This is a genomic window from Chryseobacterium vaccae, assembly GCF_009602705.1.
In the GTDB taxonomy this organism is placed as follows: Bacteria; Bacteroidota; Bacteroidia; order Flavobacteriales; family Weeksellaceae; genus Chryseobacterium; species Chryseobacterium vaccae.
This window is the reverse complement of record NZ_VSWH01000001.1, coordinates 3,191,903-3,208,851: the sequence shown is the minus strand read 5'-3', so window position 1 is coordinate 3,208,851 and position 16,949 is coordinate 3,191,903. Positions and strand designations below refer to the sequence as shown.

Annotated in this window: 16 protein-coding genes; 8 read left to right on the top strand and 8 right to left on the bottom strand. The window is 37.2% G+C overall.

The window, feature by feature from the left end:
- Window positions 1–254 precede the first annotated feature (254 nt).
- Window positions 255–2,912 (top strand): AsmA family protein, encoded by a 2,658-nt coding sequence (locus FW768_RS14570; protein ID WP_153396588.1) that lies wholly within the window; start codon window positions 255–257, stop codon window positions 2,910–2,912.
- A gap of 40 nt (window positions 2,913–2,952) precedes the next feature.
- Here the strand turns inward: FW768_RS14570 and FW768_RS14565 are convergent, their stop codons facing one another.
- Window positions 2,953–3,303 carry a hypothetical protein gene (locus tag FW768_RS14565; RefSeq protein WP_153396586.1) on the bottom strand — a complete coding sequence of 117 codons (351 nt, stop codon included), beginning with the start codon at window positions 3,301–3,303 and terminating at the stop codon, window positions 2,953–2,955.
- A 173-nt stretch (window positions 3,304–3,476) separates the two neighbouring features.
- Here FW768_RS14565 and FW768_RS14560 point away from each other — a divergent pair, with 173 nt between their 5' ends.
- Window positions 3,477–3,671, top strand: a complete 195-nt coding sequence (locus FW768_RS14560) for a hypothetical protein (protein WP_153396584.1) — start codon at window positions 3,477–3,479, stop codon at window positions 3,669–3,671.
- A gap of 123 nt (window positions 3,672–3,794) precedes the next feature.
- Entirely contained in the window at window positions 3,795–4,841 is a 1,047-nt protein-coding gene (locus FW768_RS14555; RefSeq protein WP_153396582.1) for a PA0069 family radical SAM protein, read from the top strand.
- 100 nt (window positions 4,842–4,941) lie between these two features.
- Here FW768_RS14555 and FW768_RS23545 read toward each other — a convergent pair whose 3' ends face one another.
- Window positions 4,942–5,106 carry a bacteriocin-like protein gene (locus FW768_RS23545; RefSeq protein ID WP_185151983.1) on the bottom strand — a complete coding sequence of 55 codons (165 nt, stop codon included), beginning with the start codon at window positions 5,104–5,106 and terminating at the stop codon, window positions 4,942–4,944.
- A 368-nt stretch (window positions 5,107–5,474) separates the two neighbouring features.
- Window positions 5,475–6,425, bottom strand: a complete 951-nt coding sequence (locus FW768_RS14550) for an isopenicillin N synthase family dioxygenase (protein WP_153396580.1) — start codon at window positions 6,423–6,425, stop codon at window positions 5,475–5,477.
- Window positions 6,426–6,509: 84 nt separating this feature from the next.
- Between FW768_RS14550 and menD the strand changes: the two genes are divergently transcribed.
- Window positions 6,510–8,186 (top strand): 2-succinyl-5-enolpyruvyl-6-hydroxy-3-cyclohexene-1-carboxylic-acid synthase, encoded by a 1,677-nt coding sequence (gene menD, locus FW768_RS14545; protein WP_153396578.1) that lies wholly within the window; start codon window positions 6,510–6,512, stop codon window positions 8,184–8,186.
- On the opposite strand, the gene FW768_RS14540 is transcribed toward menD, so the two are convergent.
- Entirely contained in the window at window positions 8,183–8,809 is a 627-nt protein-coding gene (locus FW768_RS14540; RefSeq protein WP_153396576.1) for an aminotransferase class IV, read from the bottom strand. The two genes, menD and FW768_RS14540, sit on opposite strands and share 4 nt — an antisense overlap.
- Complete coding sequence (locus FW768_RS14535) at window positions 8,793–9,770, bottom strand: aminodeoxychorismate synthase component I (protein ID WP_153396574.1); 978 nt, start codon at window positions 9,768–9,770, stop codon at window positions 8,793–8,795. Before FW768_RS14535 ends, FW768_RS14540 begins: the two co-directional genes overlap by 17 nt.
- Window positions 9,771–9,817: 47 nt before the next feature.
- Between FW768_RS14535 and FW768_RS14530 the strand changes: the two genes are divergently transcribed.
- From FW768_RS14530 to FW768_RS14515, 4 genes are all read left to right on the top strand, one after another.
- Window positions 9,818–10,540, top strand: a complete 723-nt coding sequence (locus FW768_RS14530) for a hypothetical protein (RefSeq protein ID WP_185151982.1) — start codon at window positions 9,818–9,820, stop codon at window positions 10,538–10,540.
- Window positions 10,541–10,611: 71 nt separating this feature from the next.
- Complete coding sequence (locus tag FW768_RS14525; RefSeq protein WP_153396570.1) at window positions 10,612–11,346, top strand: beta-carotene 15,15'-monooxygenase; 735 nt, start codon at window positions 10,612–10,614, stop codon at window positions 11,344–11,346.
- Between the two features lie 16 nt (window positions 11,347–11,362).
- Window positions 11,363–12,454 carry an AI-2E family transporter gene (locus FW768_RS14520; RefSeq protein WP_153396568.1) on the top strand — a complete coding sequence of 364 codons (1,092 nt, stop codon included), beginning with the start codon at window positions 11,363–11,365 and terminating at the stop codon, window positions 12,452–12,454.
- A gap of 11 nt (window positions 12,455–12,465) precedes the next feature.
- Window positions 12,466–12,687: a DUF3820 family protein gene (locus FW768_RS14515; RefSeq protein WP_153399915.1), complete on the top strand. Its 222-nt coding sequence runs from the start codon at window positions 12,466–12,468 to the stop codon at window positions 12,685–12,687.
- 208 nt (window positions 12,688–12,895) lie between these two features.
- Here the strand turns inward: FW768_RS14515 and uvrB are convergent, their stop codons facing one another.
- From uvrB to FW768_RS14500, 3 genes are all read right to left on the bottom strand, one after another.
- Window positions 12,896–14,887, bottom strand: a complete 1,992-nt coding sequence (gene uvrB / locus FW768_RS14510; protein ID WP_153396566.1) for an excinuclease ABC subunit UvrB — start codon at window positions 14,885–14,887, stop codon at window positions 12,896–12,898.
- Window positions 14,888–15,144: 257 nt separating this feature from the next.
- The gene (locus tag FW768_RS14505; protein WP_153396564.1) at window positions 15,145–16,536 is read right to left on the bottom strand and encodes a M56 family metallopeptidase; all 1,392 of its coding nucleotides are present in this window, start codon (window positions 16,534–16,536) and stop codon (window positions 15,145–15,147) included.
- A gap of 2 nt (window positions 16,537–16,538) precedes the next feature.
- The gene (locus FW768_RS14500) at window positions 16,539–16,910 is read right to left on the bottom strand and encodes a BlaI/MecI/CopY family transcriptional regulator (protein ID WP_153396563.1); all 372 of its coding nucleotides are present in this window, start codon (window positions 16,908–16,910) and stop codon (window positions 16,539–16,541) included.
- Between the last annotated feature and the right edge of the window lie 39 nt (window positions 16,911–16,949).

Genomic DNA, 16,949 nt, shown 5'->3' with positions numbered 1-16,949 from the left:
GGTTACTTCTAGTTTTTTCTAATGAAAGCCACTGTAAAATCAAATTATTTTAAAAGAGATGAAAACAGATCAAAACATACTATTGATGACCTCTATAGCCTCCCTCTTCCGGCTCTCAGCTTCAAAACTATGTAAATAAGGAACTTCCATCCTGGACTGAGGTTAATTTTAATTGATGTTAAACTATTTTATGGATTTAAATTACAGGAAAATTAAATTCCTTATATTTAAGGTAGTTAAAACTAAATCACAATATGAAAAAATGGGTTAAAAGACTTCTTTGGGGCTTCGGAGTCCTGCTGGTTATTCTTCTGGTAGCCAACTTCGGTCTCAATATGTGGCTTAAAACTCAGCTTCCTGATTATATTAAAAAGAATACCAATTATAAAGTTTCTTATAAGACACTGGATATAGACCTGGGAACAGGAAATATTCTGGCATCAGGAATTACCGTCAACAATAAAAACCCGCAGAATACTGACGTTATAGGGCTGCAGGGAACAATTGATACTTTAAAGATCAGCCGCTTCGGAATTTATGATGCTCTGTTCAATAAAAAGATAAGCTCATCAGACCTTCTGCTAGCCAATCCCAATCTGAATATCAGTTTAGCTAAACCTGTCAACAAGAAAACTGGTAAGAAAAGAAACCCTGTTTCATTCGAAAACATCAGGATCAATAACGGAACGATCAATATTTTTAAGCATACCAGACAAAAGTTTTTATCGGTACAGAAATTGGATCTGTTTGTTGAAAATCTTCAGATGACAGAAGAGTCGGTAGAAGATAGATTACCCGTTGTCTTTGATCGTTATAATATCAGTGGAGAACGTTTTTTCTTTCGCCCGGATAATGTGTATGCCATCACCATCAGTACGATCAGCACAACAGACGGGCAGATGTCAGTTGGGAATTTCAGACTGATTCCGCTATTGCCTTTTGACCAGTTTAAAAAGTATTATCCTCAGAAAACCAGACTATTCGAATTTTCTATTTCTAAAATGGATTTCAAAGATGTGGTGCTGAGGAAAAATAAAATATCCCTGAGCAATGCTGATTTTCAAAATCCCGTTCTTGTCGTTCATAATACCGGAGTTCAGCCGAAAAAATCAGAAAAAAAGCTCGATTTCGAAGTTAACCTGGATGGTGTAAAGCTTAATAATGCTTCCGTACAAATCAATAAACCTGATGGGAACAGATTATTATATGCTCAAAGTCTTAATTTAAATATCAATCAGCTGAAATTTGACAAGGTCACAGCATCAGAAGTGATTCCGGTAGGCTATAAAGATTTTCTGTTTTCAGGAAAAAATATACAATACTCCAATCATCAGGATTTTACAGTCGGAAGTATTGCATTAAATCCCAAAGGAGGAGAGCTCAGAAATATTCTGCTGAAACCGGGAACTGCGGCGACCGGGAAAACAACAATGGATATGAAAACCAATCTTGTGGCATTTAATATTGATAAATTTGAGTTTGTCAACAGGAAGTTAAATCTGGATCTTAAGAGTGTGCTCATTGAAAATGTCAACGGTACTGTTAAAGCCGGAGAAAATAAGCCAGAGAAAAAAACAGGGCCTGGGATGATTGGGTCTGTGAAAATTCAGAAAATATCTTTTAAAAACTCCAGTATTGTTTATGATAAAGGGAAACAACCGCTGGCATTTCATGATTTGAATGCAACTGTCAATGCTGTTGAAATTACACCAAAGCCTAATAACCAAGGACTGGATCTTAAGGTGAAGGACTATTTCTTGACCACCCGAAATTTCACTTACAGAACAGAATTTTATAACTTAAGCGTCGGGCTTCTTAAGCTGAATAAAAATAAAGTCCAGATCAATAATTTTGCCATGAAGCCTCTCGTTTCGAGAACTCAGTTTATCAGAATGATTCCAGTGGAGCGGGATCTGTATGATCTGAAAGCATCCCAGATCACCGCAGATGGAAACTGGGATTTATTTTCGAATCAAAAATCAATCAATGCATCTAATGTGACGATTCAGACTGCAGATGCCAATATCTTCAGAAGTAAGATTCCAAAAGACGATCCTAAAGTAAAACCTTTGTATTCAAAGCTATTGAGGTCTGTTAAAATTCCGGTTTTGGTTCATAATCTGGATCTGAAAAACTCGGTGTTGGTGTATGAAGAAGATACTCCTGAAAGTGCTGGACCAGGAAAGCTGACATTCAGCAATTTTAATATGAATGTTAAAAACCTGAATTCAGCAAAAACAAAAGGAAAGCCGACCCGTGTTGATATTAAGATCAATTGTTCATTTATGAATCTGGCTCCTCTTTCTGTGAACTGGAATTTTGATGTGGCAGATCAGAATGATGCGTTTGCGATCTCAGGAAAAACGTCCAATCTTCCGGCCAGTGGAATTAATCCGTTTATCAGGCCTTACCTTCATGTGACCGCAACTTCAGGGACGATCCAGGAAATGCTCTTCAGCTTTAAAGGGAACCCTGCCGGGCTGCATGGTACATTCAACCTGAAACATCAAGATCTGAAAATAGCTGTTTTAAATAAGCATAATCACGAGAAAAAGGGAGTTTTAACTGCGGTGGCGAATCTCTTCCTGAAATCCAATTCCGGTAAATTTCCAGAGGCTGTTGATGTGGAAGGGGTAGAGCGTGATCCTACAAAGTCATTCTTTAATCTTTTCTGGAAAGGAGTTGAACAGGGCCTGAAGAAAACCCTGATTGGGAAGAATGTTGATAAAACGGAAAAGACTGTAAAAAATGCGGTTTCTTCTGTAAAGGAAATGAAAGAATCGGTAAAGGAAATTAAGCAGGAGATCCAAAAAGGAAAAAAGGAAACACCTAAACCTCAGGAGGAAAAAAAGGAGAAGAAAGGATTTTTACGAAATGTGTTCAAGAAAAAAGAAAATCCCGAAGCGGAATAGCCTCGGGACAAGATCTTAAACGTAATGGTCAAAAATAGATCTAGAAATTGTATTCTTCACTTTCCTGAACCGGAATATCTCTTAGAAATTCATCAAACTTTTCACCGGGATAATTGCTGTCAGCGCCATAAGAGTCGATAATCATGCCGCGGTTTCCGGCATAGTCCCTTACTACATATAAAACAGCACTGTCGTCAGGGTTGCTGTCGCCTTCAAAACGGTATGTTTTTAAAATGGTCAGATCAGAAGGTTTGTATATAGTGTCAGAATTTTCAAACTTCATTTCACAGTTTTCGTTCATTCTGAATTCCCTGTGTATTCCTCTTTCTGACAATGTTTTCATAACCTGGCTTAAAGTGGTCATTCTGTCAAAGTTCTCTGAATTTTCCATAATAATATTTTTTAAGGGTAGTGCAATAATTAAACCATTATTTTGCTAAATTTAATAAAAAAACAGATTACATTTTTGATGATGATAAAGTCTAATGTTAACAAAATTTATAATTTGAAAAAAAAGAATAGGTACACTTTTTGCAATAGGTAAATCAATAAATCGGACAAAATATGAAAAAAGAAGTTGGAGTTCTACTGGCAGGAGGAGTTGGACTTTTGGCAGTATTAAGTTTTATAGGAATTAAAAAAATATTGACTAAAAAAGATAAAAAATATAGTGATACCTATTCGGATTATCACAGACATTTTGATGAAAAGAACCAGGAGGATGAATACCATGGGGTAGAATTTTACGCAGTGAAGTAGTAAAAGAATATATTTAATTTATGTTTAAATCCAGCACTTTTGAAAGGGCTGGATTTTTTTGTGGATAACTTTAGTGTTAAAACTCATTATTTTATAAAAAAACCATTCTAATTTTACACCATCATGCAGAACGGAAATTTCATAAAAGGACAAGGCGCTCAGCGAAACTTAATCAACCGTTTCGACAGGTATACTTTTGAGCCCGAGGATGAAGATTTCGAAACAATGAAGACAACTTTCACAGAAGTTTTTCCAAAAACAATCGTCAATCAGGTAAAAAGTGAAGACCTTCCGATGGAATATTCTATGAATCCTTATCAGGGATGTGAGCATGGCTGTTCTTATTGTTTTGCAAGACCAACCCATGAATATTGGGGATACAGTGCCGGAATTGATTTTGAAAGAAAAATCATGGTAAAGAAAAATGCTCCGGAACTCCTTGAAAAATTTTTTCAGAAAAGAGGATATAAGCCTGCACCAATTTTGCTTTCCGGAAATACAGATTGTTACCAGCCTGCGGAACGGCAATTTGAGATCACAAGAAAATTACTCAAGGTGTGTCTTGATTACCGTCACCCTGTTAATGTGCTGACAAAAAATGCATTAGTGTTAAGAGATCTGGATATTCTACAGCCTTTGGCAGAACAAAATCTTGTTTCTGTCTCATTGAGTATTCCCACCATCAATGAAGAGCTCAGACGAAAGATGGAGCCTAGAACCAGCTCATCCCAGAATAAACTGAAAGCAGTTGAAATTCTTTCTGAACACCATATTCCTGTGCATGTTATGGTAGCACCCATTATTCCGGGTCTGAACAGTGATGAGCCATTAGGAATTCTGAAAGCTATTTCGGAGGCAGGAGCTAAAAGTTTCGGCTATACCCTGGTAAGGCTGAATGATACTGTTGAACCTGTTTTTGTGCAGTGGATCGAAAAAACTTTCCCGGACCGGGCGCAAAAAGTGCTGAACCTGATCCGTTCTATGCGTGGTGGAAAATTAGGAGAGAAAAAACTTTTTGACAGGCAGAAAGGGGAGGGTAATATTGCGGAAATGATTCATAACACGTTTAAGATCGGAAGGAAAAAATTCTTTGATGGAGGAGCGTTTCCTAAACTTTCTACAGCAGGTTTTACAGGAGCTAAAGATCAGCAGCTGAGGTTGTTTGACTGATGTTTTATTCTTCTGTTGCCTGAGAGGTTTTACAGTATAATAAAATAACCACCTGTTTCACAGAAAAGGTGGCTGTTATAATTTTCAATATTTCAGAGTCTTACATTGTAGGATCTCCTTCAGGACATTTAAAATCATCACTGCAGGTTGCACAAACAATCATGCCATTGCAGTAATACATGCAGAAGTCTGGCTCAGGACGTGTGATTCCAGCACCAGAAATGCCTTTTAACTGCCCTTTGTTTAGTTTTTTTAGATTTTTCATATTGTTTTAATTTGAAAGTTAAGAGTATGGTAAATATAATTAAAAATGTTTTTCATTTGCTAAATAAAAAGCTTTTTAATTAATCAATGTTTGAAAAATCATAGTAATAAAGCTTTACGCTGTCATTTATTACCTTTTTAGATGAATAACTGAGTGTAAGTGGTTGATTTTTAGGCAGAAATTGCTTCTCTTGTACTGTTGAAGAATTCTCTGAAACGTTTTCCGGGTGAAAATTGTTGGAAAAAAAAGAACTTGACCGCAGATGGAGTCTGCTAAGAGGAACCTTGTAGAAAGGAAGTATAAAAGTCAATAACTGACCAGCGGTTATGAAAACCGACTAACGATCAGCTATTGACTTTTTGTATTATTTATTTTTTGATCAGACCTAATTCTATCAGTCTTTCATGCAGAAATTCTCCTGCTGTTGTGTCCTCGTATAACTTTGGATTATTTTCATCCACACAGTTTTCAAGGGCATTTAAAGACATAGCACTGATTGGGTGCATGAAGAAGGGAATAGAGAATCTTGAAGTTCCCCATAATTCTCTAGGTGGGTTTACCACTCTGTGAATTGTTGATTTCAGTTTGTTGTTGGTATGTCTTGAAAGCATATCACCAACATTGATCATCAATTCATCCGGTTCTGCGATGGCGTCAATCCATTCCCCGTTGTGGTTCTGAACCTGAAGTCCTTTACCCTGAGCACCCATTAGGAGTGTGATAAGGTTGATGTCTCCGTGTGCTGCTGCTCTTACAGCATCATCCGGTTCTTCTGTGATTGGCGGATAATGGATAGGTCTTAAAATAGAATTTCCTTCAGCGATCTTATCGTCAAAGTAAAACTCATCCAGACCAAGGTGAAGTGCCAATGCTCTCAGTACGTACTGGCCTGTTTTTTCAAGCATCTGGTAAGCTTCTTTACCTACCTCGTTGAATCTTGGAAGTTCTTCAACGATTACGTTGTCAGGATACTCAGCTTTGTATTTTGAATCATCAGACACATACTGTCCAAAGTGCCAAAACTCTTTTAAGTCTCCTTTTTTGAAACCTTTTGCAGTTTCTTTACCGAATCCTACATACCCTCTCTGGCCACCAATTCCCGGAATTTCATACTTCTGTTTTGTTTCCGTTGGTTGGTCAAAAAAGTTTTTTACCTCTCCATATAAATCATCTACTAGTTTGTCATCAAGAAAATGGCCTTTTAAGGCTACAAAACCAATTTCTTCATAAGCTTTTCCGATTTCATTTACAAATTTCTGTTTGCGTTCCGGGTTGTCCGAAAGGAAATCACGCAGGTCTACACTAGGTATTTTATCCATTTTTAGAAATTTACGAATAGCAAAATTACATTTTTTTTAATTCAAATGATTTTAAAATCATTATTTATCATTTAAATTTGCTGTATGAAAAAATATTCTTCTAAGAGAAGTATTCAGATACTTGCCCATCTTCTTCAGCAGTACGGAATTTCGGACGTTGTGATCTCTCCTGGATCAAGAAATGCTCCTTTGGCGATTCATTTTTCAGAGATTGATGCTTTCAACTGTTACAGCATTGTAGATGAAAGAAGTGCGGCTTTTGTTGGAATGGGTATGGCAAAAAGTGAGAAGAAACCGGTGGCAATTACCTGTACCAGTGGTTCTGCTGTGGCTAATTATTATCCGGCTGTTACCGAAGCTTTTTATCAGAATATTCCGCTTTTAATCCTGAGTGCTGACAGACCGACTGATTTTGTTGATATCTTTGACGGGCAGACGATCAGACAGAGGGATATTTTTCATCAGCATTCTTACGGTGATTTCCAGCTTTTGGAAGACAGCAAAGACGGGGCAGAAGATGTTAATTTTGATCTCATTAAAAAAGCAATTGAGCTTTGTTTTGAAAAGCAGGGTCCCGTACATATCAATATTCCTTTAGAAGAACCTTTATATGAACTGGTTTCTGAGCTTCCGGCTTTTCCTACAGTGGAAAAAACCATCAAGCATAAAGACTATGAGATTCCATCCAATCTTGTTGCAGACTGGCATACCTCCCAAAGGATCATGCTTCTGGTCGGGACGAGGGATTATAGCCCTGAGCTTGAAAATCAGCTTACACAGTTGGTTAAAAATCATTCGGTAGTGGTTTTAAGCGAAGCGAATTCCAATCTTTATCATGAAAAGTTTTTCAGACATATAGACCGCTATATCTTTAATTTCACGGAAGAAGATTATAAAACGTATGCTCCGGATCTTCTGATTACGGTAGGACAGAATGTAGTTTCTAAAAAAGTAAAACAGTTTTTAAGAAAAGCCCGCCCGAAACAGCACTGGCATCTGGATGAAGTATGGCAGCCGGATACCTATTTCTCCCTAACGGAGAAAATTGAAGTAAAACCGGAAGTTTTCTTTTCAAAGCTTCTAAATTTCATCAATCTTGAACCGAGACCTTATTTCAACCTATGGGATGTTTTAAGGGATAAAAAAGATACCAGACATCAGCAGTTTCTGAATAAGGTTGATTTCTCTGATTTTTATTTCTTTAATAAAGCATCACAGACCATCCCGGAAAATTATAATGTCCATTTCAGCAACTCTTCGGCAATCCGTTACGCTCAGCTGTTCGATTTTGGAAAGAGAAAAATATACTGCAACAGAGGAACAAGCGGTATTGATGGATGTACGTCTACAGCAATGGGATTTGCCATTAAAAATGCTAATCCAACCCTTTTAATTACAGGCGATCTTAGCTTTTTCTATGACATCAATGGGTTGTGGAATCAATACATTCCACCGTTTGTGAGAATTATTATTTTCAATAACGGGGAAGGAAATATCTTTAAGATCATTCCGGGACCGGGCAATGCCAATCCCAATACTTTAGATGAGTTTATTGCCACAAAGCACCGGAAGCATGCAGAACATCTGGCGAAGCATTTCGGTTTCTCCTATATTAAAGTAGAGGATGAACCTACACTCGACAGGGTTCTTGAGAATTTCTTCAAGCCTGATACGCAACCGAAAATCCTCGAAGTAAATACCTATGGAAAGAACAGTGCAGATGTTCAGAAAGCGTATTTCGAGTTTATGAAAGGAAATTAAAGGTCCAGATATTCTTCATTTCCAGGCAGGTTGGTAATTCTGCTTATCGGATAAATAAACATATCATCAAAGTCATTCATGGCGTTGATCAGCTGAAAATGGGAAAACTGCTTGATATTCTGCAGGGTGATTTCTGTTTCCTTTATTTTTTTCTGCTTCAGAAGATTTTGTCTCTGTACTCCGTTCAGAAGGTATGAGGATGGTGTAAACCAGTCTTTACCTTTAAGAAAGAGAATATTGGAGAAGGAAGTATCAGTAATATGGTTGTTTTTAACAATAATGATTTCCTCTGCCTTAGACTTCATTTTCATTTTATCTAATTCTTTCCGGTCTTCAAATTTGAAGGAATAGTCAAAGCTGTTATTTTCAACCAGTTGAAAATCATGGATCTCAGGAATAGCATAAGGAATCATCTGTGTTCTGACCCTTTTATCCAGATCATAAGAAATCCGGAGCTTGAAAAGTCCGTCTTCATCATGCTGAAGGTTTTTAAAGATTTTGGCCAGATCAATAGAGCCTTCTTTCCCGAAATGAGTGAAGGTCTGGTTAACACGTTTCTGATGTAATTCCAGTAAAAAGATTTCCTGATCTTCTACTTTAATGCTTTCAATGAATTGGGACATAGATTTTGTTTTTCATTTCCTGATACTCGTCTTCTAATCTGCTCATATGGGTGATGCCGCCTCCGCTTTTGAAATACAGACGATCTTCTTCTTTCTCAATAAAACGGATCATAACGCAGCTGTCAAGGTTTTTACCATCGAACCAGCCGCAGACTCCTGTATAATATCCTCTGTCATAACCTTCAGCGTCCAGAATAATTTCCAGCGTTTTTGGCTTGGGCGCACCCAGTATGGAACCTGCGGGAAGCAATTTTTTCATCATACTTCCTGTTTTTCCTTCAAATTCAGGTTTTATTGTTCCTGATATTTCAGAGCTCATGGCGTACAGGTCTTTCTGCCAGGTTTTGATGAGGTCGATATGCTGGAACTGATCCACTTTTACATCATCTGCTACCATGCTGAGGTCATTTCTGAGGAGATCCACTACCGTATAGTGCTCTGCTTTTTCCTTTTTATCGTTCTTCAATACTTCAGCGGCATTATCTATTGATGCGTCAATAGTACCTTTCATCGGGTAGGTCAGAATTTTGCCGTCTATAATTTTTACAAAAGTTTCAGGAGAAAAAAATACAAAAAAATCTTTATAAAAAACTTTGTATTTCGCATTTGAATGATAAAAAATTTCTTCAAGGCTTAAATTCGTTTGAATTTCAGTTTTTCTAGTATAATTTACAAGGTAAGAGTTTCCAAGGCGTATATTTTTCTGAACTTTATCAAATCCTATTTTAAAACTTTCTAATGTTTCGGGAAAGGATTTCCATTCAATATTTTTGTTAAGTTTAGGTTTCCTTTTTGTGTTTGAAAATGTTTGAAAATCAATTAGTAAGCCTGGCTTTTCTATTTCAGACTCTGTATATATCTCTATATTTTCCGAAAGGAAGTCGATCATGAAAAAGTAAGGAACCTTCTGTAGGGAAAGTTCGTCCATTTTCATAAATTTTTGATGATTCATTGAAAACATTCGGCAAAAATACTTATTGATGATTACTTTTGCATAAAAAATTTTTGATGCAGAACAGATATCCTCAGAGACCGGGAGCAGAATTTATATTAAAGCAGGCGTTTTTTTACTGGAATAAGACCTTGATTTTTCAGCTGATGTTTTCCATTGTGTTTTTCGCTATGTTTTTTACTTCGATGTTTTTCTTTGCAGAGAGATACGGAATCTGGGAACAGAACCAGGAACTTGCAGAAGCTTTAAAACAGGGGAGTAAAGCTTACATGGAGAAGCTTTCAGCACTTGCTGCTACTGAAAATTATCAGATGTTCAGCTATGCTATCCTGGGAACATCGGTTTTCCTTTTTCCGTTGAATCTGGGACTGTTTCAGATCTTCAGAAAGATTGATCTGAATGAGAAAATTGAACTGAGAGACCTTTTTGTAGGGTATAACGGATTTAATTTTTTTAAATATGCCGGATATTACCTGTTTTGGGCAATGATTTACAGGATGGGAATTCCTACTGTATTTCTTGCTGTACTGTGGGTTTCAGTAACCATTTTTGTAGCCCCGCTAATGTTTTTTATGAACAAAGGAATTTTTGAAGCAATATCTTTGAATTTTAAGGCGCTCAGGGTATATTCAGTACAGATATGGGTAGGAATTCTGGTTGCTATTGCTTTTAAATATGCTGGTTTTGCCTTGTTTCTTGTAGGTGGACTATTCACGTTTCCTTTCTGGAATGCCATGGTTTATTCTCTTTATAAAACCATTTTTTCAGAAAAACAATAAAATTTACATGGGTTTAATATGATTTTCTGTCAAAAAAAGTTAATTTTGATGGAATCATTAAATATTAAACTATGTCTGAATTTAACGAATTTGACCAGCAGGGATCCGTTCCAAACAAAGATACGGGATCTATTATTTCGCATGCTTTTGAAATGTATAAAGGGGTCTTCCTTTACGGCATTGTAGCTATGGTAATCTACTTTGTCGGTAGCTTTATCGTGCAGTCTATCAGTGGATTTAATTCTACATCCATGATGGAAGAAATGAGAAATAGCGGAGGAGACTACTCCAGTTTCAGCTACTGGAATGCTCCCGGTTTTACCATGTATCTTACATTATCCAGTCTTTTGGGGCTTTTGCTTGCTCCTTTGTATGTGGGATTGATTTACATTGTTAATAAGTACAATACCAAGAGCCAGATTGAGTTTGGGGATCTTTTTATTGGGTACCGTCAGAATTTTGTCAATATTCTGATCTATAGTTTCCTTTCAGGGATTATTTCGAGTATTGCCTTGGCTTTATGCGTAATTCCGGCCTTTTTTGTGTATCCTTTATTGCTATTGGGGTACCCGATTCTGTTATTTGAAAACGCTTCTGCTACTGAAGCATTAGGAAAGTCTTTCAATATTGCTAAAGAAAATTACGGAACATTTCTTGGGGCAACAGTTGTAGGTGGACTAATCTCTATTGCCGGAATCATTCTTTGCGGAATAGGGATCATTCTTACTGCTCCGTTTATTATGATTGTTGCCTATTCTGTGTATTGTGCCTTTTTAGGGAAGCCAAGACAGATACTAACTAAGTAATTAAAAATAAAATTTAATGTTGAATAAGGATAAACAGATAAGCAGTAATGTCATAAAACAGGTTTCCCTGCTGGCCATTATTCTGGTGCTTGCAGGACTGATCTGCTTTAATCTTTCGCTTTTTATTCCTTCAGTACTTGGGGCAATTACTATTTACGTAGTCTGCCGCAGATATAATTTTTATCTGCAGGAGGAAAAGAAGTGGAAACCCTGGCTTTCGGCACTTGTTCTGATGCTTGCGAGTCTGATTATCCTTATTCTTCCAATTTACTTTATCGCTGATCTGTTGATCGAGAAGCTGGGAAATGCTCAGGCCTATATGGCTAAGTTTAATGTGTTTCTGGATAAGATCCATGATTATATTTACAAAAAGGTAGAATTTGATATTCTCAGCAAGGAAAATATGGACAAGCTGAAGAGTTCTGCAGGTAGGTTTTCAACGTCTGCACTCAGCGGAACCTTCAATACGCTTACCGTAGTGATGTCCATGTATTTTATCCTTTATTTTATGCTGGAACGGCCTAGGTTGTTTGAAAAAATTCTTAGCTCTTCTGCTCCTTTAAAAAGAGCCAATATTTCTTTGATCGGCGATAAACTCAGAAAACTGATTATGGCTAATGCGATCGGGATTCCTGTTGTAGCATTAGGTCAGGGTATTGTCGGGTTGGTTGGGTATTTTATTTTTGGAGCGCCAAGTCCGGTACTGCTTTTCGCTTTAACCGCTGCTGCATCCATGATTCCTGTTGTAGGTGCTGCCATTGTTTATATTCCCGTCTGTATCTTTATGATCGCGGAAGGAAATACAGGGCAAGGACTTGGACTTGCCGCCTACTGTGTGGTGGTGGTCGGACTTACCGATAACCTGCTTCGTTTTACCCTTCTGAAAAAGCTGGAAAATATCCATCCGCTTAACACCGTATTCGGAATTATTATGGGGATGAATCTTTTTGGATTTATGGGCCTTATTTTTGGTCCTATTCTGATCTCATTTACCCTTCTTCTTATTCAGATATATAGAAATGAATTTTCAGAAGAAGAAACACGGCCTGAGCTGCAACTATCAGATAAAGACAGAGAAGGAGATAATAAAGTTGATTTAATCATATAAAAGTGGAAGGAATAAACCCGGAAATATTAAAAGAAATATGCGTCGTTAAAATGCCTTTCGGAAAATACGAAGGAACTGTTCTTGCTGACCTCCCTGTCAGTTATCTGGAATGGTTCAATCGAAACGGAATGCCTAAAGGTAAGTTGGGAATGCAGCTTGCAACGGTATATGAAATAAAATTAAACGGTCTTATGGATCTATTGGCGCCTATCAGGGCATCAGTCAGAAAGTAGATAGTATTGACCTGTAAAAGTTTCGGGCGGCATCGAAGATGCCGCCCGAAACTTTATATTTCTTGTATTATTTTTCTCCTGTATCAGTTTTATTTTTTGATAAATTTGAAATTATAGCCATTGCTTTGCTTTTCAGTATGTAATTCCCTTTTGATAATAACCGGGTTAGGATATATGGTGCCTTCATTTTTTATCTATTATTTCTTTATCAGGATTTTAATGCGGCAATTTCATCCCTTAGCTTTGCTGCTTTAATGAAATCAAGATTTTTAGCTGCTGCTTCCATTTCTTTCTGTTTCTGGGAAATCATTTTATCAAGATCTTCACCACCATAGCTTGCTTTGGTTTCCGCTGCTTTCTGAAGAATCTCTTTCTGAGTGTATTTTTCATCAGGGAAATCTTTGCTTCTGCCCACCAGATTTTCAGATATTTTCTTATTCAAGGCCTGAGGAACAAGTCCATGGTCCTCGTTGTACTTCATTTGCTTGGTACGGCGGTAGGCTGTTTCGTCCAAAGTGGCCTGCATCGATTTTGTAATCTTATCGGCATACATGATGGCTTTTCCGTTCACATTTCTCGCGGCCCGTCCTACCGTCTGTGTCATGGATCTTCTGCTTCTCAACATTCCTTCTTTGTCAGCATCAAGGATAGCTACTAGAGATACTTCTGGCAGGTCTAGGCCTTCCCTTAATAGGTTGACCCCGATCAGTACATCAAAAAGACCAAGACGAAGATCCTGCATAATCTGAATACGCTCCAAAGTTTCCACATCGGAATGAATATATCTTGTTCTGATTCCGAACTTTGTAAAATATTTGGTAAGTTCTTCAGCCATTTTCTTGGTCAGGGTAGTTACCAGTACTCGCTCATCAGCATCCGATCTTTTCTGGATTTCTTCCATCAGGTCATCAATCTGGTTTAAAGTAGGCCTTACCTCAATAATTGGATCCAAAAGCCCGGTTGGACGGATAATCTGTTCAATATAGGCGCCTCCGGTTTTTTCCAGTTCATAATCAGCAGGGGTTGCCGAAACATAGATTACCTGATTCTGCATGGCCTCAAATTCTTCGAATTTAAGAGGCCTGTTATCCATCGCTGCAGGAAGCCGGAAGCCGTATTCCACCAGAGATTCTTTTCTGCTTCGGTCTCCGCCATACATGGCATGAACCTGTGGAACTGTAACGTGGCTTTCATCAATGACCATTAAAAAGTCCTTTGGAAAATAGTCGATCAGGCAGAATGGTCTCGTTCCCGGAAGTCTTCCGTCCAGATACCTGGAATAATTTTCAATTCCCGAGCAGTAGCCTAATTCTTTGATCATTTCAAGATCGAGTTCGGTTCTTTCCTGAAGACGTTTTGCTTCCAAAGGTTTTTCAACAGAATTAAAAAAATCAACCTGTTTTACCATGTCATCCTGAATTTCTCTGATAGCTCCGTTTAAGGTTTCCTTTGAGGTAACAAAGAGATTGGCAGGGTAAATCTGGATCTGATCAAAATTGGCCTCTACATTTCCGGTTACCGGATCAAAGCTTTGGATTTTCTCGATCTCATCACCGAAAAACTGTATTCTTATGGCGTTATCAGCATAAGCAGGGAAAACATCAATGACATCTCCTTTTACCCGGAAGGTTCCTCTCTGAAACTCATTTAAAGTTCTGGCGTATAATGCATTGACGAGAGAGTGGAGAAGTGCTGTTCTGGTTACCTTCTCGCCGATGGCAATTGAAATTAATGATTTGTGAAATTCCGTAGGATTCCCAATACCATAAATACAGGAAACAGATGCTACGATCAATACGTCTCTCCTTCCTGAAAGAAGGCTGGCGGTAGCAGAAAGACGTAATTTTTCAACTTCTTCGTTGATGCTAAGGTCTTTTTCAATATAAGTTCCCGTTGTGGCAATATAAGCTTCCGGTTGATAATAATCGTAGTAACTCACAAAGTATTCAACAGCATTGTTAGGGAAAAACTCTTTGAATTCCATGAATAACTGTGCTGCCAGTGTTTTGTTGTGAGCAAGGACAAGCGTTGGCTTTTGTACATTTTGTACAACATTGGCAACGGTAAAAGTCTTTCCGGAGCCTGTTACTCCAAGAAGAGTCTGGTATTTTTCACCAATCTCAATTCCTTCGGTAAGCTTTTCTATAGCTTGAGGCTGGTCGCCGGTGGGTTTATATTCTGAGTGAAGATTAAAGTTCATAGGAAATGATGTATACAACAAAAATACGAAAGAAAATATTAGTCAGAATAAAGTATTTTAATGCGAATTCAGAATAAGAATAATGAAGTAAGGAATATTGTTTGTGAAAAAAGGAAATTATCAAGCTGTGAGAATCTTAAAATAAAAAAGCGCTAAAATAATAGCGCTTGTTGTTTATGAATGTTCAAAATATATTGAGGCAGGAAATTGGTGTTATTATCTTCATTAATATTAGATGAGTTTTTGGTGAAATAATATCACTTTTTATATGCCTGTGCCTTGAATCCCATTGCTGTAGCAGATTTCTCTTTCAGATACTTTTCAAAAGAAGCATGAGTCAACAGAGTTACCTGGTAAGGCTGTGGATTTCTGGCTGTTCTCGCATTTTTATAGACTTTGCTGATCGATACATGGGAGAAATCGGAAGTTTTGTAATTTTTTAAAGTGCTGTTTTCTATTTTTTTTGAATCAATCCACACCGCATAATTGCTTTTGTTTAAAAAAGAATTGAGTTCATTTTCAGTAGGCGTCCGTTTTTTTAAAGTAGGAACGGTAATGAAAGTGATTTTCTGCTCATCTTTTTGAGCATCTGTTAATTGGGAGTAAAGTTCTTCCAGTCTGGCTTTATCCTGTTCAGTGATTGTTTTAGAAAACTCAGCATATTGTCTGTTGTTCAGAAGATCGGAATATTTGTTTAAAATATCCTTAAATTCCTTATATGGATCAGGAGTTGTTGCGCGGTCTGAATTTTTGTAAGTAATCTCTTTTGAAGAGCCTGCATCAGCACTGGTGTTCACATATTTTTTTTCAGCAAACAGGGTTGCTGCAGCCACAAATGCAGTAAAAGCGGCGGCTTTTTTAAGCAAAATAAGTTTAGATTTTTTAGCGTTCATCATGATAAATCGTTTTTTGGTATTATTAAAATTAAATGAATGGATCAGGGAAAGATTCTGGCTATTGATCATTTCATCAAGAATTAAATTCTGATAGTCTTTAATGTTGAACTGGCTATTCAGAACAGCTTCATCGGCAAGGAATTCATGATTGGTGATCATTGCTTTTTTATACAGAAAAAGAGCAGGATTAAACCAGGAAAAGATTTTTAACAGTTCAATAAATATAAGATCAATACTGTGCTTCTGATCAAGATGGCTCTTTTCATGCAGAAATATCCTTGGATCAATCACATCATTTTGTACATAGTTTTCTCCCAGATAAATGGTGTTCCAAAAACTGAATGGCGAAAGATTTTTTTGAGTTAGAACAACATTATGCTGCTGGTAAATCTGTTTTCTTCCCTGTATTCTTTTTATTGCAACTATGGATAAAATACTCCTTATTAACAACATAAAAGTGACTGCCACGTAAAGGATCCATACGAGATTCATCCAGTCAAAACTCTCTTCTGCAGGCTGTACAAAAACAATTTGCTGCACCGCTTCCTCAAAGATCAACTGAGGTTTTGGGCTGTTTTCTGTGATCGGAGCTTCTGAAGTAACCGTTATAAAAGGAATAGTATAAGACAGAATAAGTGACCCGAGCAGATAGAATCTATTGAATCTGTACATCTTCTCCTTTTCCAGCAACAAATAATATACTGCAATGAATAGGGATGAACTTAGAATAATTTTCAGAATGATCAAAAACATAGCTATTCCTTTATTTGTTCGTCTATTATACTTCGAAGTTCTTTCAACTGTTTCTGGCTAAGTTTGGCATTGGATGTAAAAAATGATGCAAACTGAGTAACAGAACTATTGAAAAAACGGTCAATCATAGAGGTCATTTCCTCTTTGAAATATTCCCCTTTCTCTATCTTCGGATAGTATTCACGGGAATTTCCATACAGTGTATAGCCTACCAGGTCTTTATTCTGCATTCTTTTCAGCAGGGTAGCAATAGTGGTAGCAGCGGGCTTAGGCTCGGGATAAGATTCCAGAATATCTTTCATGAATATCTTTTTCTTGTCCCAAAGAATTTCCATGAGATCTTTTTCAGAATCGGTTAGTTTTATCTCTTTCATTCTACAATGTTGTAATTTGTTCTACAAATGTAGAATAAA